The organism is Nocardiopsis quinghaiensis (genome assembly GCF_008638365.1).
GTDB lineage: Bacteria > Actinomycetota > Actinomycetes > Streptosporangiales > Streptosporangiaceae > Nocardiopsis > Nocardiopsis quinghaiensis.
Genome location: NZ_ML703341.1, coordinates 25,470 through 47,321 on the forward strand (window position 1 = coordinate 25,470; position 21,852 = coordinate 47,321).

Genomic DNA, 21,852 nt, shown 5'->3' on the forward strand with positions numbered 1-21,852 from the left:
CGGCCTCAGGAGGCCGTGTCGTAACGTTGTTCGACGTGGTGGAGCATGGCGAGCAGGGTGTCCGCGGTGAGCTCTCCCCGGGACAGGCGCCTCGGCCCGTGCGCGATCGGCATGTCGCCGACGGTCAGCCACTGCAGGCGGCCGTCGTCGATACGGCTGCGCGCACGGCCCTGGTTGGCGGGGTGCAGGCAGAAGGGGATGTCCAGCAGGCCCCGTTCGAAGGCCTCGGGCAGGGCCCGTCCGACATCGGTGTCCAGGTCCAGGACGGCCTCGACGAGCGCTCGGGCCTCGGTGTAGGTCTCGCTGTCGGTCGGGTCCGCCGCGGACGCGGGCCGGGTTGCCTGGAGCGCGGCCGCGCGCGCGGTCCTCTCCAGGGCGCGGACGTTCTCCTCGACGGTGGGGATGCGGTGTGCCTCGGCCTCAGTCTTGACGATGATCCGGGCTGCGCCTGACCGGACGGCGGTGCGGGCGGCCTGCTCCATGAGGCGGGCGGCGCCCGCGGCGGTGCGCGGGTAGACGCCCATGTAGGCGTAGAACACCAGGTGCCACTGGGCGTCGGGGAGGAACTCGGCGGCCAGGCTCCGCAGGGCGAGCACCGCCTCCTCGTCCTGGGTCGGGCAGGTCTGCTGGGCGTAGCTCAGGGAGATGCTCCGGATGCCGTGCTGACGGAAGAAGAGCCCCTCCAGCAGGCTGATCGCGACGAGCAGGCCTGGCGGGCAGAGCTGCCCGAGCATGCAGCCGCCGAAGCTCTCGATGTGCGGGTTGGCCGTCTCGCCCATCTCCGCGAGGAGCTCGGTGCTGCGCACCCAGCAGTCCACGGCCTCGCGCAGGGGCGTGCGGCTGTAGGGCAGGCAGTAGGACACCGGACCGCCTTCGGTCGCCTCGAGGTCCAACCCGACCAGGGTCCGGAAGATGTCCTCGGGGAGCGAGGAGCCGTGGCGGACCTGGACGGGGAACGACGCGTCGCGCACGCCCCGCAGGAGGTCCGCGGTCTCGGCGTCGGGACGGGCCACGATGGGGTAGCCGTTGAGCTTCACCCCGTTCGCCAGGGCGCAGCGCGCCGCCTCGTGGTCGCCTGTGCGGGTGTAGCTGTCCAGGGTGAGGGTCCCGACGGTGAGCGCCTCGGCCTCCTTGGTGCGGACCAGGCCGTGCCGCATGCGCTCCAGGTCCCCGAACCCCATCCGGGGCTGGACGACGAGCCGCCCGGTGCGCTCTGCCTCGGCGACGAAGTCTCCGAACGTCACCGCGGCGGCGCTCACGCGGAGACCCTGAGGCCGCAGACCTCGACGAACGACCGGAAGGCGGGCAGCTCGTCGTCGCCGAACACCGCGTCGAAGCCCGCGTTGAGCAGCCTGCGGGTGAACCCGACGTCCCGGACGCCGTCCACGCTGAGCTTGCCGCCGATGACCATGCAGAGGTGTTCGAGGCCCGCGACGGAGCGCACGTGGCTAGCGATGCGCAGCCCGTCGTTGAAGCCGTGCCCGTTGACGCTGCTCACCACGAGCAGGTCGGGCTCGTGCCGCAGACACTCCTCTGCCAGGAGCTTCTCCGGGACACAGGCCCCGAGGTTGACCACGTCGTGGCCCATCTCCTCGAGGAGGAGCTGCATGTACACGAGGTTCCAGGTGTGGGAGTCCGACACCGTGCTCGAGACGACGGACGTCGGTCTCTTCCTCGGGGGCGTGCTGTTCGGCATTTCGTCAACCTCAATCGGGGCGGGAGATCGGCCGTCCCCGGCCTGCGCGCAGGAGGAACGGGTTCGGTCGTCAGTGGAGTGGTGGAGGGCGCCGCCGCGGTGGCCGCTGCACGGGGCGCTCACCGCGTGGGCACCGCGGCCGCTTGCAGGGCGCGCACCAGGTTGAGGGCGCGGAACCGCAGGGCGCCCGGTCCGGTGTCGCGGAGCACCAGCCCGCGTATGAGCAGGTCGTTCAGCGCGCGGCCGCTCTCGGCCGGGGAGAGCCCGCTGGCCTGGGCCAGCCCGTCGGCGTCCTCGCCGTCGGGGGAGGCGCAGAGGAAGCCGAGCAGAGCCCTCTCCGCCGGGGAGGAGTCCTCCAGCACCGTGTCGGAGAAGCAGCCCTCGCGGCCGACGCCCCCTCCCGGTAACGGGATCAGGAAGGGGAGGGGGTCGTCGCGCAGGTAGGAGAGCAGGGTCTCCTGGTCGTACACGGCCAGCCAGGAGGCGACCGCGCTGAGCGCCCCGGGCAGTCCGTCGAGGATGCGGCAGATCTCCGTCACGTCCGCGGACGGGGGCTCGTCTTCGGCCCGGTCCGGGTCCGTGTGCGCCAGGAAGGCCCTGGAGGCGTGGTCCGCGTCGAGCGGTCCGATCGGAACGACCCGCTCCGCCGGGTGCCCCAGGGGCCGCCGCCCGGTCGCGAGGACACGCAGTCCGGGACAGCCGGCCAGGAGTCGGTCGAACGCGCCCCGGTCGGCGGCTCCGTACCGGGGCACGTCCAGAAGCAGCAGCGCCGGCTGGTCCCCGACCGCGAGCGCCAGGGCGTCGAGCCCCGGCGATGCCTGGTCCGCGGACGCGGGGGCGAACAGCTCACGGGGAACCGTGCGCAGGACCTCGCCGAGTCCGCCCGTCCGGTGGGAGCCGGAGGCCGCGAAGTCCTGCCGGTGGTCCCCCGCCCCCAGGACCGGGACCCGTGCCATGCCGTGGACGCGTTCGGCGACCACCAGGGCCAGGCGGCTCTTGCCCGCGCCCGGGGCCCCGGTCACGCTGAGGACGCGCCGCCCGGCGGCAACGAGCTGCTGGACGAGGTCCTCCACCTCGCGGCCGCGTCCCACGAAGGGGGGCGACTCCGAGGGCGGCGCCGCCCCGACCATGTCGCCGACGCGGGAACGGGCCGCCCGGGCGGTGCGGTCGGCGACCGCCACGAGGTGCGACCGCTCCGCGTCGTCTAGGCGCAGCGCGTCCGCGAGGAGGTCGACCGTGGCCCTGCGGGGCCGGCGCGCCCTGCCCTGTTCCAGGTCCCGGATCGCCCGGACGCTGATCGTGGAGAAGTCGGCCACCTGTTTCTGCGTGCGCCCCTTGCGCAGGCGGTGCTCCCGGAGCACGTCCCCGAAGTCCTGGCTGGTCTCCCTGGTCAGCATCGCCGGATCCTTCCGCAGTGGTGGAGTTCCCATAGAGAGGATCATGTGGACTGCGGCTATCCCGGCAGTATTGCTCCGCTTATCACCGGCCCGTCCCCGCTCCCGCACCGCCGGGGGAGGCGCCGTCGGCCAGGCACCGCTCGGTCTCCGCCGCACCGGGTCCGCGGCGCAACGGACGAACCGTCCGTCGCGGGGTCCCGCCTCCCCGCGGCGCAAGCGCAACGGTGGCGGACGGCCCGGGCCGCGTGCGCGTCGTCCCCGACCGTCCCGGAGGGCACGGACCCGGTCCGCGGATAGAACGGTGATAGCGACAGGGCCGATGCCGTGATGGCGCGACTCCCTAACGTGACGGAGGTCAGCAGGAACAAGGAACTGGGAGACTCACATGCGCTTCGTCCGGACCCTCGCCGCCCCCGCCGTCGCCTCCCTGAGCGTCCTCACCGGGACCGCCGCCCGCGCCGGTGAGACCGACAGCCCGGCGGCGGTCCTCCAGAGCGTCGAGCAGGACGGCGGCAACTGGGACGAGTACGAGTAGGGGCCCGGTACTCCCCCACCCCCTCCCTCGGACCGGCCCGTCCCGCGCAGGCCGGTCGCGGTGCGCCGTCCCCGCCCCGGCACCCGGCGGTGGAAGGGGTTTGCACGTCCTCACGGGCGCACCACGATCTTGCCGAGCATGTCCCCCAGCTCCACGCTGGCGAGCGCGCTGCGCGTCTCCCGCAAGGACAGGACCCGGTCCACCACGGGGAGCACCTTCTCCCGCTCGCAGAACCGGAGCAGAGCGCTCAGCTGGTCGCGTGTGCCGAGCGTCGAACCCACGATGCTGATCTGGCGGTAGAAGAGCCGGGCCAGGTCCACCGGGGGCATGGTGCCGGTCGTGGCGCCGGCCACGACGACCCGCCCGCCGGGACGCACCGAGCGCAGCGAGTGGTCGAACGTCGCGGCGCCGACGGTCTCGATGACGGCGTCGACGCGTTCGGGCAGCCGTGCCCCGGGCTCGAACGCGTCGTCGACCCCGAGGGAGCGCGCCCACTCGCGGCGCGCCCCGCTCCGGCTCGTCGCCCACACCCGGTGCCCTGCCGCGGACGCGAGCTGGATGGCCGCTGTGGCGACCCCTCCGCCCACACCCTGCACCAGGACCGTGGAGCCCGGGTCGAGCCCGGCGTTCTCGAAGAGCATCCGGTACGCCGTGAGCCAGGCCCCCGCGAGGCAGGACGCCTCCTCGACGGGGATCGAGGGCGGCAGGGGGACGACGTTCTGCGCGGGGACGGTCACGAACTCCGCGAACGTCCCGTCGTACTCCTGCGACAGCATCCCCATGCGCGGGTCGAGTGTCGGGTCGCCCCTCCCCGCCGCCGCGTCCGCGACGACGGGGTAGACGACCACGTCGTTGCCGTCCTCGTCCACACCCGCCGCCTCCACGCCCAGCACGACCGGGTACCGCTCGGGGGCCAGTCCCACCCCCTTGAGGATCCAGAGGTCGTGGTGGTTCACGGCCGCCGCCCGGACCCTGACCCTGGTCCACCCCTCGGGGGGCTCCGGGTCAGGGCGTTCGACGAGTCGGAGTGCGGACAGCGGGTCCTCGGGGCAGGGGTGCGCTGCGATCGCGGCCAGCATGACGCCCCCTATCCGTAGCGGATCACGAGTGACCCGCAGATGAATCCGGCGCCGATGCCGGAGACGACGAACACGTCGTCGCGCTGGATCTTCTTGGCCATGACGACCTCGTGCAGGACGGTGAACACCGACGCGGCCGAGGTGTTGCCGAGCCAGTCGACGGTCACGCACGCGCGGTGGCGTTCGGCGCCCAGGGTGTCGAGGACGTGCTCGACGATGTTGCGGTTCGCCTGGTGGAGGACGAAGTGCCGCACGTCGTCCAGGTCGACACCGGCGCGTGCCACGGCGCTGCGGATCGACCGCGGGAGCATGTCGGTCGCGCGCTTCCACACGGCCTTGCCGTCCATCCGGAGGTAGTGCTCCCCCCGGTCGACGGTGTCGCCCGACGCGGGCAGGGCCGATCCTCCGGCCCTGATCTCGACGCTGTGGTCCAGCGCCGTCTCGAAGTCCCACGCGAGAATGCCGTATCCGGGCACGTCGCTGCGCCCGAGCACCACGGCGCCGGCCGCGTCGCCGAAGAACACGCGCGTCGTGCGGTCGGCCGGGTCGGTGATGCGCGACATGACGTCCGCGCCGATGACGAGCACGTGGCGGATCTCCGGCGACCGCAGCAGGCTGGCGCCGGTGTGCAGGGCGAGGACACCTCCCGCGCAGGCACCCTGGTTCAGGTCTAGGGGCAGGGCGCGGTGCGCCCCGATGGCGTCCATGACCAGTAGCGCGGTCGAGGGGATCGGCTGGTCGGGCGTCATCGTGGCGACCACGACAGCGTCCAGGTCGGCGGGGGTCAGTCCGCTCGACCGGAGCGCCTGCTGCGCCGCCTCGACGCACAGGTCCGAGGTCGTGCGCTCCGGTTCCAGGAAGCGGCGCTCCCGGATCCCGGTCCTCGATCGGATCCAGGCGTCGTTGGTGTCGAGGCCGGCCGTCAGGGCGTCGTTGCCCACGACCGTGGGGGGAACGCCGATGCCCGTTCCCAGAACGGTGTGCGACAGGGCCGGGTCCGGCGGTGCGAAGGCGGGCGAGGGTGCGTGCAGCGGTTCTGCGATGCTCATGGGTCCACTCGTTCGTCGTGTCCGATGGGTGTCGGCTGGGTCCCCTAGGCCACTGCCGTGGGGATGCGGGAGTCTCCCCTGCGGGTCTCCTCCGCGACGCGGCTGCCGTAGCGGACACGGAACCCCGCGGTGAGTCCGCCGTCGACCGGGTGGATGTGTACCGTGCGCTCGGTCGTCCAGCCGGCGGTCCGGAACAGGCCGCCCCCCACGTGCACGAGGGCGATCGCGTCGGCGCCCTCGACGTCGAGCAGCAGGCGGTCACCGTCCCGGCGCAGCTGCGCGGGCAGGTCGGGCGCGCCTCCGGCGATCAGCGCCTCGGGGCCGTCGCCCTGCAGGAACGCCGCCGGCACGCCCACGCGGCCGGTGCAGGCGTCCAGGTCCTCGGAGGACAGCGGGACCACGTCGGGGTTCAGGAGCACCTCGGTCCAGCGGATGTCGTTGCGGAACTCTTCGGGGAACAGGTCCAGGAGCGCGCGGTTGACGTAGCAGTCCACGACCAGGTGCACGCGGTTGGTCGTCCCACGGTTGTACACCGAGTGGGGCAGGGAGAAGTCGCCGTACCAGAAGGTGCCGGGCTGCCACTGCTGCTTCTGGCCGTCGATGACGGAGGCGGCCCGGTCGTTGGTCAGGATCGGCACGTGGAGCCGTACCCAACCCGCTCCGGGTCCGTAGGGGTAGTCGCGGTGCTCGTCGACCTCCGCGCCCGGCGCCAGCACCATCAGGCGGGCGGTGCGCAGGGTGGTCGGCAGGCTGTCGAGGATCGACGCCATGTACGGCGTCTCGCGGATCCAGGGCGTGTCGGCGTACTCGACCGTTCCGGGACCGCCGGGGTCCGTGCGCTCGGGGTCGCCCCCCGGGCTGCGCAGCGGCAGCACGCGCCAGTCGACGGTGGTGGCCGCCGTGACCCGGCTGCGATCGAAGGTGCGCTGGGCCTTGAACTGGCTCGTGCCGACCGCTTCGAGCTCCGCCTCGAGGCGCTGGACGTCGAAGCTTCCGGGCAGGCGGACGACGGCGGATGGGCTGCTGGTCATGGTGCTCTCCGTTCGTGGGGGCGGTCGGCGGTCTAGACGTATTCGGGTGCGGGCTCCGTGCGCTCGGCGGCGTCGGCGAGCTCCTGGATGCGGTCGGCGAGGTCCCGCAGCACGGGGTGGCGGTAGACGAGCCTGGTCGGGACGGTGACGCCGAGTTCGTGTTTGACGCGGGCCACGAGGCGCAGGGCGACGAGGGAGTGGCCGCCCAGGGTGAAGAAGCTGTCCGTGGCGGCGACGCCCTCGGTGCCGAGCACGTCGCTCCAGCACTCCGCGATGAGGCGTTCGAGCGGTGTGGCGGGGGCGTCGCCGGGCTCGCCGGGCTCGGCGGCTGCCGCCGCTGCCGCTGCCGGCGCCGGCAGCGCCCGCTCGTCGACCTTCCCGCTCGGGGTGAGCGGCAGGGAGTCCAGGACGACGACGGTCGGCACCATCACCTTCGGCAGGAGGGACGCGGCGTGCGCGCGCACGTCCTCCGACACGAGCGGGCCTGCCGAGGGGGTGCAGTACGCCGCGAGGCCGCGGCCGCCCGGAAGGCCGTCGCGGACGGTGACGACGGCCCGGGCCACGCCGGGGCAGTCGCCGAGGGCCGCCTCGACCTCCTCGAGCTCGACGCGGTGTCCGCGCAGCTTCACCTGGCGGTCCGTGCGCCCGAGGTACTCCAGCGCACCGTCGGCAGCGCGGCGGACCCGGTCCCCGGTGCGGTACATGCGGGTCCCGTCCGCGGCGAAGGGGTCGCAGACGAACCTGCTCGCGCTCTGGCCGGGGCGGCCCACGTAGCCGACCGCCACCCCGTCGCCGGCCAGGTAGAGCTCGCCCTCCTGCCCGTCGTCCACGGGTCGCAGGTCGCCGTCCAGGACGTGGGCGCGCGTACCGGGCAGCGGCGTGCCGATCCGCGGCGACTCCCCGACCACCGGCGCGGTGGTCGCGTCGACCGTGCACTCCGTCGGGCCGTACATGTTGTGCGCCTCGACGCTGCCCGCGCGCCGGAGCGCGGCGAGGTCCCGCCACAGCGCCGGGGTGAGGGACTCCCCTCCGATGAGCAGGCGCAGCGGCGCCGTGCGGGCGGACCGCGCGACGGCGGGGCCCAGGAACTGCCAGTGGGAGGGGGTGGCGTCCAGGTCGGTCACGCCGGTGCGGTCCAGGTGTGCGGCCAGCGCCTCCGGATCGGTGCGCATGTCCTCGCCCAGGACGACGATCGTGTCCCCTCGGCAGACGCGGACCCACTGCTGGACCGAGGCGTCGAAGGAGGCGGCCGCGTTGCAGGCGACGACGCGCGGTTCGGGCGCGTACAGCCCGCGGCTCTCCAGTGCCCGGACCAGGTGGGTGACGGACCCGTGCGTGACGAGCACGCCCTTGGGTCGGCCGGTCGAGCCGGACGTGTGGATGACGTAGGCCGGGTCACCTGGCGCGGTCGGCGGCCACGGGCGCGGGTCCCGGGAGGGGGAGGCGTCCCGCGGGTCGAGCACCAGGACCCTGCCGGGCCAGACCTCCCCGTCCGCGTCCCGGCCGAGGACGACGCGCACGCCGCACTCCTCGACGATGACGGCACGCCGAGAGGGCGGGTGGGCGGGGTCGAGTGGCACGTAGGCCGCACCGGCGCGCCAGATGGCGAGGAGCGCCACGGGCAGGTCGGCGGACCTGGGCACCGCGACCCCGACGACCGCTCCCGGGGTCACCCCGTGCTCGCGCAGGTCGGCCGCGACGGCGGCCGAGCGCGCGTCGAGCTCGGCGAAGGTCAGGCTGCCGTCGGGGGCTGCGACGGCGGTGGCGTCGGGACGCTCCCGGACCGCTGCGGCGAACCGCGCGGCGAGGTCGGGGGCGGTGGACCGTTCGGCGCTCATACGGCGATCTCCCTCGTCCTGCCGGGAGCCGGTGCGACGGTGGGCGCACAGGACTCCACGTGCAGGGGCTCGCCCATCGCGACCGCGATCCTGCGGTCCCCCCGGAACGGGTCCCGGCCGTGGGTGGAGAGGACGTTGTCGACGATGAGCAGGTCGCCGGGGGCCCACCGGCGCCGGACGGTCGCCTTCTCGTAGGCCCGGTTGAGCTCGCGGACGTCGTCGGGGCTCAGCGGGGTGCCGTCCCCGAGGCTGGTGTTGAACGGCAGGCCCTGCGGTCCGGCCTCCGAGACCAGGACGTCGCGCACCTCGGGGTCCAGCGACCACTCGTTCCAGAACGCGGCGTGGTTGAACCACACCTCCTGCCCGGTCCTGGGGTGGGTGACGACGGCCGACCGGAGCTGGCTCGTGCGCAGGTCGTCCTCGCCCGTCCACTGGTAGCCGATGCGGTTCTCGTCGCAGTACCGCTCGACCTGTGCCTTCTCGGTGGTCGCGAAGGCCTCGCGCCAGCCGAGCGAGATGCAGTCGGAGTAGGTGCGCTCGAGCAGCCACCCGTGTTCGCGGAAGCGCCGCACGAGGTGCTCGGGCAGGTGCGCGAGGACCTCGCGGCAGTCGGCGACGGGGGTCGCGCCGCCCTCCTCGGGGGCCTCCAGGCAGCAGAAGAGCAGCAGGCCCGGGAACGTCAGGGTGTAGCTGTTCTCGTTGTGCATGCGGATGGCCTGGGCCGGGGGCAGGTCCGTCGACGAGAAGACGTCGTTGCCGAACGCGCTGCGCGGCGTCGCCTTCTCCTTGTACCCGGCGCGTTCGTCGACGAGCGCGTCCCGCACCGTCGCGAAGTCCTCGGTGTCCTCGATCGGCAGTCCGCTCAGGGACAGGGCGCCGTGGCGGTCCAGCAGCGAGCGCAGGGCGGGCCGCGCCTCCTGGAGCCAGGCGCAAGCGTCGGCGAGACCGGTGAGGGCCGGGGCCCGCAGCGTGGCGGGCCTGCCCGGTTCGATCACGGGTCGCAGTGGGTCAGTGGGTCCGGGTACGTGGGGCGTCATGGTTACTCGCTTCGGTCCGGGGATGGAGGAGGGTCAGTCGGCGACAGTGGCCGGCAGCCGGAAGTGGCGGGGTAGGGACTGCCAGATCTCTTCGGTGTAGAAGTGGCCGCCCGGCAGCTCGTCGACGTGGCAGCGGCCGGCGGTGACGGCGGCCCACTGCTCGGCCACGCCCGGGTCGATGACCTCGTCCCGGGCTCCGTGCAGGACCTGCACGTCCACACCCGTGCGCAGGCCGTGTTCGGGCCGATAGGTGTCGCGCACGCCGATGTCGGCGCGCATGAGTTCGAGGGACATCTCGCGCAGGTCGGGGTCGCCGAGCACGTACTCGGGCAGAGAGCCGGTCGTGCGCATCCAGGAGAGGAGGCGGTGGTCGGTGTCGTCGTCCCTCGGGAACCTGTCGCGCTCGGTCAGGCCCCGGTTCGGGGCGTTGCAGGACGACACGATGAGCCGGTCCGGGGCGGTCGGCCCCCGGTGCTCGATCCGGGTGGTGACGCTGTAGGCCATCCACCCGCCCATGCTGTGTCCGAAGAGGACGTAGGGGCGGTCGACCACCGAGAGCACGGTCTCGGTCGTGTCGTCCACGAGCTCGTCCCAGGAGCCGGCGAACGGTTCGCAGAAGCGCCCCTCACGGCCCGGGTAGCACACGAGGGCCAGGTCGGTGTCGTCGTCGACCCAGTCGGTCCAGCGGCGGTAGGCGCCGGTTCCGCCGCCGCAGAAGCCGAGGCAGACGAGGACGCGGTCGGCGTCGTGGCGTCCGAGCGGCCGGATGACCCGGGGGTCCTGGCGCGATGTCGGATGCACGGTCATCCCACGTGTCCGGTCTCGCGGGGCGCACCGAGCCGCAGGCCGTCCCAGTTCTCCTCGACGTAGCGTAGGCAGGCCTCACGGGAGTCGGGGCCGAAGGCCCGCTCCCAGCCGGCCGGGCGGTCGAGGCGGGCCGGCCACAGGGAGTGCTGCCCCTCGTCGTTCACGAAAACCACGAATTCACCGTTGGGGTCGTCGAACGGATTCATTGGTCCTTCCCTTGTTCGAGCGGGTCGGGTGATTTCCGAATGTAGGGAACGGCCGCCGACCGCAAGGGCAGTTTCCACGGCAGGTCGGCGGCAGATGCGCTGCGGGGCAGTGGGGCCGGGCAAGGAATTCTGCCGTCCTTCTGCCGCCCGAACCGCCTTTCGCGGTTATTCGAGGATGGTTGTGTGGCGATGCGGAAAAACCCCGAAGCGAGCGAATGAACCACGGAGAGGCTGCCAGTGGAGAACGTGGCGCGTGACGACAAGCAGGAAGGTGCGGTGCGGCTGACCGGCGCTCAGACGGGCGCGTGGTTCGCCACCCAGCTCGCCGAGCCCGACGCGCTCATGCTCTGCGAGCACCTCGAGGTGCACGGACCCGTCCGGGTGGACCGCTTCGAGCAGGCGATCGCGCGGGCAGGGGCCGACGCCCCCACCCTCGGTGCGCGCTTCGCGACCGACGACCGGGGCGCCCCCGTCCAGGTACTGCCCACCGGGCCGGCACCGCGGTTCCGCGTCGTCGACCTGCGGGCCGAGTCCGATCCGCGGACCGCGGCGGAGGCGTGGATGCGGGCCGACCGCGCCCGGCCGGTCGGTCTCACGGAGGAGGGCCTCAGCGCCGAGGTCCTGCTGGTCCTCGCGGACGACCACCACTACTGGTACCGGCGGTTCCACCAGATCGTCATGGACGGCTACGGGCACGCGCTCTTCGTGCGCCGTGTCGCCGACGTCTACAACGCCCTGTGCGCCGACGAGCCCGTCCCGGCGTCCCCGTTCGGCACCCTGGACGACCTGCTCCATGAGGAGCGGGCCTACCTCGACTCCGAGGAGGCGCGGCAGGACCGCCGCTTCTGGGCGGAGCGGTTCGCGGACCGGCCCGCGCCGACCACGCTCGGCCGACCGACGGCGAGCGCGCCCATCAGCGCCCTGCGCCGGATCGAGAGCCTCACCCCGGAGGACCTGGAGCGGCTGCGCGGACTCGCCGCGGACCTCGGGGTCCGCTGGACCCGCCTCGCGATCGCCCTGGTCGTGCTCTTCGTGCACCGCGCGACCGGCGACGACGACGTCGTGCTCAGCCTGCCGGTCACCGGACGGGTGGACGACGCCGCCAGGCGCACCCCCGCCATGATGTCCAAGGTCCTGCCGCTACGGGTCCGAGTCGACGCCACGACCACCCTGGGCGAACTGGTGGAGTGCACCACGGCCGAACTCGCGGCCGTCCTGCGCCACCAGCGCACACCTGCGGCGGAGGTGCGGGGCCACCTCGACCTGCCCGGCGAGGGGACCTCCTTCTTCGGCCCGCTCGTCAACATCATGCGCTGGGAACAGAACGTGGAGCTGGACGGGGTCCCGACCACCCTGCGCCACTTCAACGTCGGGCGCGTGGAGGACGTGCAGTTCGTCTTCGACAGCCGCAACGCCCGGGCGGGGCTCGACGTGATCGTCGAGGCGAACCCCGACGCCTGCGACGACGGCGAACTGGCCGCCTTCGCCACGATGCTCCGGACGGTCATGGCGCACGTCCTCGCCGCCGGCCCGCACACGCGTGTGGGCGATATCCCCCTCCTCTCCCGTGAGGACGAGCACGCCCTGCTCACCGCGTGGAGTCCCCCGCCGCTCGACGAGCGGGTCCCCGCCGGCATCCCGGACGCGTTCGCCGCCCAGGCGGACCGGAGCCCCGGCGCCGTGGCAGTGGTGCACGGCAGCGAGAGCCTGACCTACCGCGAACTCGACCGGCGCTCGAACCGTCTGGCCCACCACCTGCGCTCCCTCGGCGCCGGCAGGGGCTCGGTGGTCGCGATCCAGCTCGACCGCGGCGTGGACCTGGTCACCGCCGTCCTCGCCTCGGCCAAGGCCGGGGCCGCCTACACGCTCCTCGACACCGCGTTCCCGCGGGCCCGCAGGAGGGCCGTGATCGCCGACGTCGGCGCGTGCGCGGTCCTGACCCGCACCGGGGAGGACGACGGGCTCGGCACGGCCGCCGACGCGCGGGGGCTTCCCCCTGTCGTCGACCTCGACACCGTCGCCGTTACGCTGCGGACCCTGCCCGGCACCCCGCCAGAGGTGGACGTGGCCCCCCACGACACCGCCTGCGTGATGTACACGTCCGGATCCACCGGGATCCCCAAGGGAGTGGCCGCCCCGCACCGCGCGGTGGTGGGCACCTTCGTGGGCCAGGACTACCTCGGCTTCGCCGCCGACGACGTCTACCTGCAGTCCTCTCCCGTGTCCTGGGACGCGTTCGCGCTGGAGCTCTTCGGGGCGCTGTTCCACGGCGGGACGTGTGTCCTGCCGACCGGGCCCCACACGGACATCGACGAGATCGCCGCGCTCGTCCACCGCCACGGCGTCAACGTGCTGCAGCTCTCCGCCAGCCTGTTCAACACGCTGCTCGACGAGCGCCCCGACGTGTTCGCCGCGCTGAGGACAGCCATGACCGCTGGCGAGACCGCCTCGGTCGCGCACGTCGCCCGCGCCCGCGAGCAGTACCCGCACCTGGCCCTGCGCAACGGCTACGGGCCGGTCGAGAGCATGGGTTTCACCACCTGCCACGCGGTCGGGGAGCCGACCGCCGCCGACCGGCGGTCGGTGCCGATCGGCACCCCGATCGCGGGCAAACGCGCCTACGTGCTCGACGCCGAGCTGCGCCCGGTGCCGACGGGCATCGTGGGCGAGGTGTACGTGGCCGGCGACGGGCTCGCGTCCGGCTACCTCAACCAGCCGGGACTGACGGCGGAACGGTTCGTCGCCGACCCCCACGGCCCCTCCGGCTCCCGTATGTACCGCACCGGCGACCTCGCGCGCCGCCGTGCGGACGGCACCCTCGACTACGTCGGGCGCCGGGACGGCCAGGTCAAGATCCGCGGGTTCCGCGTCGAACCCGTCGAGGTCGAGACGGCCGTGGCGCTCCACCCCGCCGTGGCCCAGGTCCGCGTCCTGGCCCGTCCCGTCCCCGGAGGCGGCAACCGGCTGGTCGCCTACGTCGTCGCCCGGGACGGCGCCGACGCGGACCGCGACTCGCTGCGGGCCCACACCGCGGACCGCCTGCCCGACCACCTGGTCCCCGGCGCGTTCGTGCTCCTGGACGCCCTTCCCATGACGCACAACGGCAAGCTCGACCACCGCGCGCTTCCGGAAGCGGTGTTCGAGGCATCCTCGCGTGCCCCCCGTTCGCTCCGGGAGGAGGTGCTGTGCGGGCTGTTCGCCGAGGTCCTGGGCATCGACCGGATCGGCGTCGACGACAACTTCTTCGACGCCGGCGGCCACTCGCTGCTGGCGACGCGGCTGGTGAGCCGGGTGCGGTCGGTACTCGGTGTGGAGCTGGGGATCCGGCAGCTGTTCGGATCGCCGACTGTCGGAGGGCTGGTGGAGCAGTTGGAGGAGGGCACGCGGCGTCCGGCCCTGGAGCCGGTGGAGCGGTCGGGACTGCTGCCGGTGTCCTTCGCCCAGTACCGGCTGTGGTTCATGCGGCAGTGGGAGGGGCCGAGCACGACCTACAACGTGCCCGTGGCGGTCCGGCTGACCGGTGGAGTCGACGCGAACGCGCTGACCGCCGCTGTGGAAGACGTGGTCGCACGGCACGAGAGCCTGCGCACGGTCTTCCCCACGGTCGAGGGAGATCCACGCCAGCGTGTGATGGACCCGCCGCCGGGCGCGTCCCTGGTACGGGTGGTGCACTGCGCCCCGGAACGCGCGGACGCCGTCCTGGACGAGGCCGCGGAGTACTGCTTCGACCTGGCGTGCGAGCCGCCGGTGCGGGTGACGCTCTGTGTGACCTCGCCGACGGAGGCGGTGCTGCTGGTGGTCCTGCACCACATCACCACCGACGGATGGTCCCTGGGCCCTCTGGGCCGGGACCTGGGCGAGGCGTACGCCGCACGCCGCGCGGGCCGCGCACCCGGGCGCGCTCCGCTGGCCGTGCAGTACGGCGACTACGCCGTGTGGCAGCGGGCCCTGCTCGGCGCAGCGGAGGACGAGGACTCGGTGACGACGCGCCAGACGGCGTTCTGGCGCGGTGCGCTGAAGGGCGTGGCGGACGAGGTCGCCTTGCCGCTGGACCGCCCCCGGCCGCCGGTGGCCAGCCATCGCGGGTCGGTGGTGCAGGTGTCCTTGGACGCGAACGTGCACGGGCGGCTGCTCGCCCTGGCCCGGGAACGCGGAGTGACGCTCTTCATGGTCCTGCAGGCCGGGCTGGCCGCGTTGCTGACCCGCACGGGCGGCGGCGAGGACATCCCCATCGGCACGGCCGTGGCGGGGCGGAACGACGAGGCGTTGGACGATCTCGTCGGCTTCTTCGTGAACACGCTGGTGCTGCGGACCGACACCTCCGGCCGGCCCTCCTTCACCACCCTGCTGGACCGGGTACGGGAGACCGACCTGGACGCGTTCGCGCACCAGGACCTGCCCTTCGACCACGTGGTGGAGGCCCTCAACCCTCCGCGCCACCCGGCCCGGCACCCGCTGTTCCAGGTGATGCTCGTGCTGCAGAACACGGAAGGAGACACGTGGTCCCTCCCGGGACTGGAGGTCACCGACCACCCCCTCGACTACCGCGTCGCAAAATTCGACCTGTCGGTACGCGCCGAGGAGCACCATCACGCCGACGGCCGTCCCGCGGGCATCACGGCCTCCGTCGACTACAGCACCGACCTGTTCGACCACGACACGGTCGCGGCCCTGGGCGAGCAGTTCGCGCTGCTCCTCCGGGCCATGGCCGAGGACCCCGACCAGGCCATCACGGACCTGGCGTTCGAGCCGGACGGGGACCCCGGCAAGGCCGTCGCCGCCGTGGACCCCGCTGCGATCGCACCCGGCGAGAGGCGGGAGGCCGTCCCGGCGCGTGCGGAGACGGACTTCGAGGCCGCCCCGCGCGTTCCCCGCTCACCGCGCGAGGAGGTGCTGTGCGGGCTGTTCGCCGAGGTCCTGGAGGTGGACCGCGTTGGCGTCGACGACAACTTCTTCGCCCTCGGGGGCTACTCGCTGCTGGCGACGCGGCTGGTGAGCCGGGTGCGGTCGGTACTCGGTGTGGAGCTGGGGATCCGGCAGCTGTTCGGGGCACCAACGGTGGCCGGATTGGCGGAGCTCCTGGACGAGGCGCCGACCAGTCCTGGGTCCGTTTCCACGGAAGGCCAGGATGGGGCGCCGCGGCGTCCGGCCCTGGAGCCGGTGGAGCGGTCGGGACTGCTGCCGGTGTCCTTCGCCCAGTACCGGCTGTGGTTCATGCGGCAGTGGGAGGGGCCGAGCACGACCTACAACGTGCCCGTGGCGGTCCGGCTGACCGGTGGAGTCGACGCGAACGCGCTGACCGCCGCTGTGGAAGACGTGGTCGCACGGCACGAGAGCCTGCGCACGGTCTTCCCCACGGTCGAGGGAGATCCACGCCAGCGTGTGATGGACCCGCCGCCGGGCGCGTCCCTGGTACGGGTGGTGCACTGCGCCCCGGAACGCGCGGACGCCGTCCTGGACGAGGCCGCGGAGTACTGCTTCGACCTGGCGTGCGAGCCGCCGGTGCGGGTGACGCTCTGTGTGACCTCGCCGACGGAGGCGGTGCTGCTGGTGGTCCTGCACCACATCACCACCGACGGATGGTCCCTGGGCCCTCTGGGCCGGGACCTGGGCGAGGCGTACGCCGCACGCCGCGCGGGCCGCGCACCCGGGCGCGCTCCGCTGGCCGTGCAGTACGGCGACTACGCCGTGTGGCAGCGGGCCCTGCTCGGCGCAGCGGAGGACGAGGACTCGGTGACGACGCGCCAGACGGCGTTCTGGCGCGGTGCGCTGAAGGGCGTGGCGGACGAGGTCGCCTTGCCGCTGGACCGCCCCCGGCCGCCGGTGGCCAGCCATCGCGGGTCGGTGGTGCAGGTGTCCTTGGACGCGAACGTGCACGGGCGGCTGCTCGCCCTGGCCCGGGAACGCGGAGTGACGCTCTTCATGGTCCTGCAGGCCGGGCTGGCCGCGTTGCTGACCCGCACGGGCGGCGGCGAGGACATCCCCATCGGCACGGCCGTGGCGGGGCGGAACGACGAGGCGTTGGACGATCTCGTCGGCTTCTTCGTGAACACGCTGGTGCTGCGGACCGACACCTCCGGCCGGCCCTCCTTCACCACCCTGCTGGACCGGGTACGGGAGACCGACCTGGACGCGTTCGCGCACCAGGACCTGCCCTTCGACCACGTGGTGGAGGCCCTCAACCCTCCGCGCCACCCGGCCCGGCACCCGCTGTTCCAGGTGATGCTCGTGCTGCAGAACACGGAAGGAGACACGTGGTCCCTCCCGGGACTGGAGGTCACCGACCACCCCCTCGACTACCGCGTGGCGGAGTTCGACCTCTTCTTCGGGGTCCGGGAAGACCGTGGCGCCGACGGCGGCCCGGCGGGGGTGACGGCCTCCGTCGACTACAGCACCGACCTGTTCGACCACGACACGGTCGCGGCCCTGGGCGAGCAGTTCGCGCTGCTCCTCCGGGCCATGGCCGAGGACCCCGACCAGGCCATCACGGACCCCGTGCTCGTGCCCCCGGACGAGGAGGCAGCACTGCTCGCGGCGGGTCGCGGCGCCGGGCCCTGGGACGGCACGGGACGGCGGTTCGTCCACGAGGTGTTCGAGGACCGGGTGCGCAGCGCCCCCGACTCCGTGGCGGTCGTCGACGGGGACGGCCCGCGCACCTTCGCCGATCTCAACGACTGGGCCAACACCATCGCCTGGCAGCTGATCGAGCGGGGGATCGGTCCCGACCGGAGGGTGGCGATCCTGGCTCCGCGCTCGGCCGCGGCGGTCGCCGCCTGGCTCGGCGTCCACAAGGCCGGTGCCGCGCACGTCCCGGTCGACCCCGCCTACCCGCCCGAGCGCATCGCGCTCCTGCTCCAGGACGCCGGCGCGGCCGTCACTCTGACCACGTCCGGCCTGGCACGCGACCTTCGGCTCCCGCACCCCGCCGACCTTCTGCTCCTCGACGGACCCGGCGACGCGTCCCCGGAGCGCGGCACCGAGACCGCGGTCCGGCCCGGCGACCCCACCGACGCGGACCGGGTCGCCGACCTGGCACCGGAGCACCAGGCGTACGTGATCTACACATCCGGTTCCACCGGCCGCCCCAAGGGCGTCGTCGTCGAGCACCGGAACCTGCGCAATCTGCTGCACGGGCACGAGAACGGCGTCTTCGCGGAGCATCGGAAGGCCCTCGCCGAGGACCCCGACCGGCGCGGACGCGGACCGCTCGGACGGGTGGCCATCACCGCGTCCCTGTCCTTCGACGGCTCCTGGATGGGGCTGCTCGCCCTCGTCGCCGGGGCCGAACTGCACCTGCTCGCCGAGGAGGTGCGCCAGGACCCCGCGCGAGTCGCCGCCTACCTGGAGGCCCACGGGATCGACCTGCTCGACACGACCCCGACCTACGCCCAGGAACTCCTCGGACTCGGCCTGCTCGACGGTGCCGCGCCGAGGACCCTCTGCCTCGGCGGCGAGGCGGTCCCCGCCTCCCTCTGGCAGCGCCTGCGCGAGGCTCCGGGCACCGCGGCCCACAACTTCTACGGTCCGACCGAGTGCACGGTCGAGACCACCCGCTGCGCGATCGGCCCCGTGGACGCGCCGGCCCTCGGGAACGCCGTCGCCGGAGCACGCCTGTCGGTCCTGGACCACGACCTGCGCCCGGCCCCCGTCAGTGTTCCCGGAGAGCTGTACGTCTCTGGGGCCGGTGTGGCCCAGGGGTACACGGGACGGCCCGCACTGACGTCGACCCGTTTCGTCGCCGACCCCTACGGCCCTCCCGGCTCCCGGATGTACCGCACCGGCGACCTGGTCCGCCGCCGGCGCGACGGCGCGCTCGAGTTCCTCGGCCGGGCCGACGAGCAGGTCAAGATCCGGGGTGTGCGCATCGAACCGGGAGAGGTCGCGGCGGTCCTGGAACGCGAACCGGGGGTCTCCCAGGCCGCCGTCGTCGTCCGCGGCGAGGCCGAGCACCGGCGCCTCGTGGCCTACGTGGTCCCCACCTCGGGCGGCGCCTGCGACGGCGACGCCCTGCGCCTGCGCACCGCCGGGGTCCTCCCCGCACCCCTCGTGCCCGCCGCTGTCGTCCCCGTCGACGCGCTGCCGCGCACCCCCAACGGCAAACTCGACCACCGGGCCCTGCCCGAACCGGCCGTGGAGGAGACAGCCGCGGGCCCGGAGCCAGCCACCGACCTCGAACGCCGGGTCTGCGCCCTGTTCGCCCGCGTGCTCGGAGTCGAACGGGTGGGGATGGCCGACGAATTCTTCGCCCGCGGCGGCACCTCCCTGCTCGCGGCGCGGCTCACCGCCCGGATCACCCGGGACCTCGGCCGCGATGTCGGCGTCCCGATGGTGTTCGCCCACCCGACCCCCGGCGCGCTCGCCCGGGCGCTCGAGGACGGCGACACCGATCCGGGCACCGAGGTCCTGGTCACCCTGAGTCCCGGCACGGAGCGGGAACCGCTGTTCTGCGTGCACCCGGTCACCGGCCTGAGCTGGTGCTACTCCGGCCTGGCCCGCGCACTGGAGGGCGACCGGCCGGTGTACGGGCTGCAGACCCCCAGCGTGCGGGCGGACACGCCGCCCTTCGCCGACTTCGACGAGATGGTCGACACCTACGTCGCCCACGTGCGCGGCGTCCAGCCGAGCGGCCCCTACCATCTGCTCGGCTGGTCCCTCGGAGGTACGGTCGCCCACGCCGTCGCCCGCCGCCTCCGCGACGCCGGCGAGGAGGTCGCCCTCCTCGCCCTGCTCGACGCCCGCCCGCCCGGAACCGGCGAATCCGGCACGCCCGCCCCGACACGGGACCAGGTCGCCGACCTCCTCGACCACGAGGGAGGGGGCTTCACCCCGGACGCGGCGCTGATCGACTCCCTCACACGGGCCGCCGACCACAACGTCGCGCTGCTGGAGACCGCGGAACCGGGCGTCTTCGACGGCGACATCCTCGTCCTCCCTGCCGTGGGCGGTCCGCGGCCGTCGGCCGGGGACGCGACCGACTGGGCGCCCCACACCGGCGGCCGGATCGAGCGCCACCCCGTCGACTGCGCCCACGAGGACATGACCCTGCCCGACGCCGTGTCCCGCGTAGCCCCGGTGCTCGACCGGGCGCTGCGGCACCCGGACCCGGCGGGCACCGCCGGGCCCCGGGCGAGCACGAACCCCTGACAGGCACGAACCCCTGGAAGAAACGGTGAACACCATGCCGACGGACGACATCGCTGTGCACTACCACCTGACGCCCGCCGAGGTCGAGGAGATCGAGGCGGCCCTGGGCGGGGTGGACCCCGACGAGGTCCAGCCCACGGACCCCGCGTTCTACGAGCGCCACTGGGCGCTCTACGCCTCCCTGCCCCAGCGGCTCCGCCTGTTCATCGAGCGGTTCCGCCGCACGGAGGAGGCCACGGCGTGCTTCGTCCACGGATTCCCCGTGGACGCCGACGCGGTCGGTCCGACGCCCCAGCACTGGAGGACTGCGGACGGGCGGCCCACCCGTGCGCAGGAAGTCTTCATGGCGATGTGCGCCCTGGCGCTCGGGGAGCCCTTCACCTGGTCCACGCTCCAGGAGGGGAGGATGATCCAGAACATCTTCCCGGTCCAGGGCGACGAGCTGCGCCAGAGCGGCCACGGCAGCGAGGCCCTGCTGGAGTTCCACACCGAGGACGGGTTCCACCCCGGTCGCGCCGACTACCTGATGCTGTTCGGGATCCGCAACCACGACGCGGTCCCGACGATCCTGTCCTCGGTCCGCGACGTGAAGCTGGATGCCGGGACCGCCCGAGTGCTCTCCGAGCCGCGCTTCCTGATCATGCCCGACGACGAGCACGTGCGGCAGCTCCAGACGCACCACCCGGACCACCCCGCTCTGGAGCGCGTGCTCGACATGCAGCAGCGCCCGGAGCCCGTCCCCGTGCTGTTCGGCGGGGACGCGGACCCGTACCTGCGCATCGACCGGCCGTTCATGCGCTGCGTCGGCGAGGACCCCGTCGCCGAACAGGCGCTCGACACCCTCATGGAGGAGCTGGAACGCGTCCAGCACTCGGTCGTAGTCGAGCCCGGGACGCTGATGGTGGTGGACAACTACCTGGCCGTCCACGGCCGCAAGCCCTTCCGCAGCCGCTACGACGGCACCGACCGCTGGCTGAAGCGGATGATCGTGAGCCGCGACGTCCGCAAGTCGGCGATGAACCGCATGCCCGAGAGCCGTCGGGTCCTGGCCTGACCGAGGCGCCCCCAGCGGGCCCACTGCCGAAGGGAGCACACACCCGTGCGTACCGTAGTCGTGACTGGAGCCTCCAGCGGTATCGGACTGGCGACCGCCCGGCGGTTCGCCGCCGCCGGCGACCACGTCGTGAACCTGGACGTCGACAAACCCGTCGAGCCCCTGCCGCGGATCCCGTGGACGGAGGTGGACGTCGCGGACTGGTCCGCCGTCGCCGCCGCGCTGGAGGAGGTGGACAGGGACCGGGGCGGCCTCGACGTCGTCGTCGCCAACGCGGGCATCAGCATCCGCCACGGCGTCCTCGACATCACCGAGGCCGAGGCCCGCCGTGTGTGCGAGGTCAACCTCCTCGGCGTTCTGGGAACCTGGGTCGCCGCGACCAGGATCATGGCCCGAGGTGAAGGCCGGGGAGTACTCCTCGCCACCGCGTCGGTCAACGGCCTGCGCGGTTACCCCAACTACGCGGACTACAACGCCACCAAGGCCGGCATCGCCTCGCTGTGCAAGACGTTCGCGATGGAGCTGAGCCCCCGGATCCGGACCGCGTGCGTGAGCCCCGGCGCGGTGATGACGCCGATGCAGATGGCCGAGTACTCCGACGAGATGTTCGCCGAGACCAACGCGAGCATCCCGGCCGGACGGCACGCGGCCCCGGAGGAGATCGCCGACGCGTTCTTCTACCTGGCCTCGAAGGAGGCCTCCTTCCTCACCGGACACGAACTCGTCGTGGACGGCGGCGAGACCGTCGGCGCCACGACGACCCGGTGGGGCGGAGCCTGGACCTGAGAAAGGCCCGCCACGGAGGACGTGTCGCCCCCGGGACGGAGTCGGTAGGGTGCCTGCGACGGTCGGCACCGCGACCCTGCGTCACCAGAGAACCCCCGCCCCCATCCCGTCGCGGGCGCACACCGCCCGCGTCCATCGTCGGCCTGCCGTCGCGCGGCGGTGGTCCCACGAGCGCACCGGCGCTCCGTGGTTC

At 73.3% G+C, this 21,852-nt stretch carries 14 protein-coding genes; 4 read left to right on the forward strand and 10 right to left on the reverse strand.

The features are described from left to right. Window positions 1-5 precede the first annotated feature (5 nt). The 3 genes from FYX01_RS03790 to FYX01_RS03800 all read right to left on the reverse strand — a co-directional run bounded on the left by FYX01_RS03790 (window position 6) and on the right by FYX01_RS03800 (window position 3,093). The gene (locus tag FYX01_RS03790) at window positions 6-1,259 is read right to left on the reverse strand and encodes a methylaspartate mutase (protein ID WP_150237584.1); all 1,254 of its coding nucleotides are present in this window, start codon (window positions 1,257-1,259) and stop codon (window positions 6-8) included. Further along, a complete protein-coding gene (locus FYX01_RS03795) occupies window positions 1,256-1,609 on the reverse strand; it encodes a cobalamin B12-binding domain-containing protein (protein ID WP_223830297.1) in 354 nt (117 codons plus the stop codon). The genes FYX01_RS03790 and FYX01_RS03795 overlap by 4 nt, the downstream gene beginning before the upstream one ends. Before the next feature lie 206 nt (window positions 1,610-1,815). Next, window positions 1,816-3,093 (reverse strand): helix-turn-helix domain-containing protein, encoded by a 1,278-nt coding sequence (locus FYX01_RS03800; protein ID WP_190394165.1) that lies wholly within the window; start codon window positions 3,091-3,093, stop codon window positions 1,816-1,818. Between the two features lie 385 nt (window positions 3,094-3,478). Between FYX01_RS03800 and FYX01_RS25990 the strand changes: the two genes are divergently transcribed. After that, entirely contained in the window at window positions 3,479-3,628 is a 150-nt protein-coding gene (locus tag FYX01_RS25990; protein WP_190394166.1) for a hypothetical protein, read from the forward strand. 110 nt (window positions 3,629-3,738) lie between these two features. On the opposite strand, the gene FYX01_RS03805 is transcribed toward FYX01_RS25990, so the two are convergent. The 7 genes from FYX01_RS03805 to FYX01_RS03835 all read right to left on the reverse strand — a co-directional run bounded on the left by FYX01_RS03805 (window position 3,739) and on the right by FYX01_RS03835 (window position 10,675). After that, window positions 3,739-4,707, reverse strand: coding sequence for a zinc-binding dehydrogenase (locus FYX01_RS03805; RefSeq protein WP_150237590.1), 969 nt, complete (start codon window positions 4,705-4,707; stop codon window positions 3,739-3,741). Window positions 4,708-4,715: 8 nt separating this feature from the next. Next, complete coding sequence (locus FYX01_RS03810) at window positions 4,716-5,756, reverse strand: 3-oxoacyl-ACP synthase III family protein (RefSeq protein WP_150237592.1); 1,041 nt, start codon at window positions 5,754-5,756, stop codon at window positions 4,716-4,718. A 44-nt stretch (window positions 5,757-5,800) separates the two neighbouring features. Further along, complete coding sequence (locus tag FYX01_RS03815; protein WP_150237595.1) at window positions 5,801-6,787, reverse strand: aspartyl/asparaginyl beta-hydroxylase domain-containing protein; 987 nt, start codon at window positions 6,785-6,787, stop codon at window positions 5,801-5,803. 32 nt (window positions 6,788-6,819) lie between these two features. Continuing rightward, window positions 6,820-8,625, reverse strand: coding sequence for a non-ribosomal peptide synthetase (locus tag FYX01_RS03820; RefSeq protein WP_150237597.1), 1,806 nt, complete (start codon window positions 8,623-8,625; stop codon window positions 6,820-6,822). Continuing rightward, window positions 8,622-9,620 (reverse strand): TauD/TfdA family dioxygenase, encoded by a 999-nt coding sequence (locus tag FYX01_RS03825; RefSeq protein WP_223830298.1) that lies wholly within the window; start codon window positions 9,618-9,620, stop codon window positions 8,622-8,624. Before FYX01_RS03825 ends, FYX01_RS03820 begins: the two co-directional genes overlap by 4 nt. Window positions 9,621-9,695: 75 nt before the next feature. Continuing rightward, window positions 9,696-10,463, reverse strand: a complete 768-nt coding sequence (locus FYX01_RS03830) for a thioesterase II family protein (protein WP_223830299.1) — start codon at window positions 10,461-10,463, stop codon at window positions 9,696-9,698. A 2-nt stretch (window positions 10,464-10,465) separates the two neighbouring features. Continuing rightward, the gene (locus FYX01_RS03835; RefSeq protein WP_150237603.1) at window positions 10,466-10,675 is read right to left on the reverse strand and encodes an MbtH family protein; all 210 of its coding nucleotides are present in this window, start codon (window positions 10,673-10,675) and stop codon (window positions 10,466-10,468) included. A gap of 246 nt (window positions 10,676-10,921) precedes the next feature. Between FYX01_RS03835 and FYX01_RS03840 the strand changes: the two genes are divergently transcribed. The 3 genes from FYX01_RS03840 to FYX01_RS03850 are packed head-to-tail and all read left to right on the forward strand — an operon-like array spanning window position 10,922 to window position 21,659. Beyond that, on the forward strand, window positions 10,922-19,819 hold the full coding sequence (locus tag FYX01_RS03840; RefSeq protein ID WP_150237605.1) for a non-ribosomal peptide synthetase: 8,898 nt from the start codon (window positions 10,922-10,924) through the stop codon (window positions 19,817-19,819). Between the two features lie 34 nt (window positions 19,820-19,853). Next, on the forward strand, window positions 19,854-20,873 hold the full coding sequence (gene gntD / locus FYX01_RS03845; RefSeq protein WP_150237607.1) for a guanitoxin biosynthesis L-enduracididine beta-hydroxylase GntD: 1,020 nt from the start codon (window positions 19,854-19,856) through the stop codon (window positions 20,871-20,873). Between the two features lie 45 nt (window positions 20,874-20,918). Beyond that, window positions 20,919-21,659 carry an SDR family NAD(P)-dependent oxidoreductase gene (locus tag FYX01_RS03850; RefSeq protein WP_150237609.1) on the forward strand — a complete coding sequence of 247 codons (741 nt, stop codon included), beginning with the start codon at window positions 20,919-20,921 and terminating at the stop codon, window positions 21,657-21,659. Window positions 21,660-21,852: the final 193 nt, after the last annotated feature.

What these genes read in the sequence shown, in the direction of transcription:
- FYX01_RS03795 (WP_223830297.1), bottom strand. Translation starts at nt 1,609, where the DNA reads ATGCAGCTCCTCCTCGAGGAGATGGGCCACGACGTGGTCAACCTCGGG.
- FYX01_RS03800 (WP_190394165.1), bottom strand. Translation starts at nt 3,093, where the DNA reads ATGCTGACCAGGGAGACCAGCCAGGACTTCGGGGACGTGCTCCGGGAG.
- FYX01_RS25990 (WP_190394166.1), top strand. Translation starts at nt 3,479, where the DNA reads ATGCGCTTCGTCCGGACCCTCGCCGCCCCCGCCGTCGCCTCCCTGAGC.
- FYX01_RS03805 (WP_150237590.1), bottom strand. Translation starts at nt 4,707, where the DNA reads ATGCTGGCCGCGATCGCAGCGCACCCCTGCCCCGAGGACCCGCTGTCC.
- FYX01_RS03810 (WP_150237592.1), bottom strand. Translation starts at nt 5,756, where the DNA reads ATGAGCATCGCAGAACCGCTGCACGCACCCTCGCCCGCCTTCGCACCG.
- FYX01_RS03815 (WP_150237595.1), bottom strand. Translation starts at nt 6,787, where the DNA reads ATGACCAGCAGCCCATCCGCCGTCGTCCGCCTGCCCGGAAGCTTCGAC.
- FYX01_RS03820 (WP_150237597.1), bottom strand. Translation starts at nt 8,625, where the DNA reads ATGAGCGCCGAACGGTCCACCGCCCCCGACCTCGCCGCGCGGTTCGCC.
- FYX01_RS03835 (WP_150237603.1), bottom strand. Translation starts at nt 10,675, where the DNA reads ATGAATCCGTTCGACGACCCCAACGGTGAATTCGTGGTTTTCGTGAAC.
- gntD (WP_150237607.1), top strand. Translation starts at nt 19,854, where the DNA reads ATGCCGACGGACGACATCGCTGTGCACTACCACCTGACGCCCGCCGAG.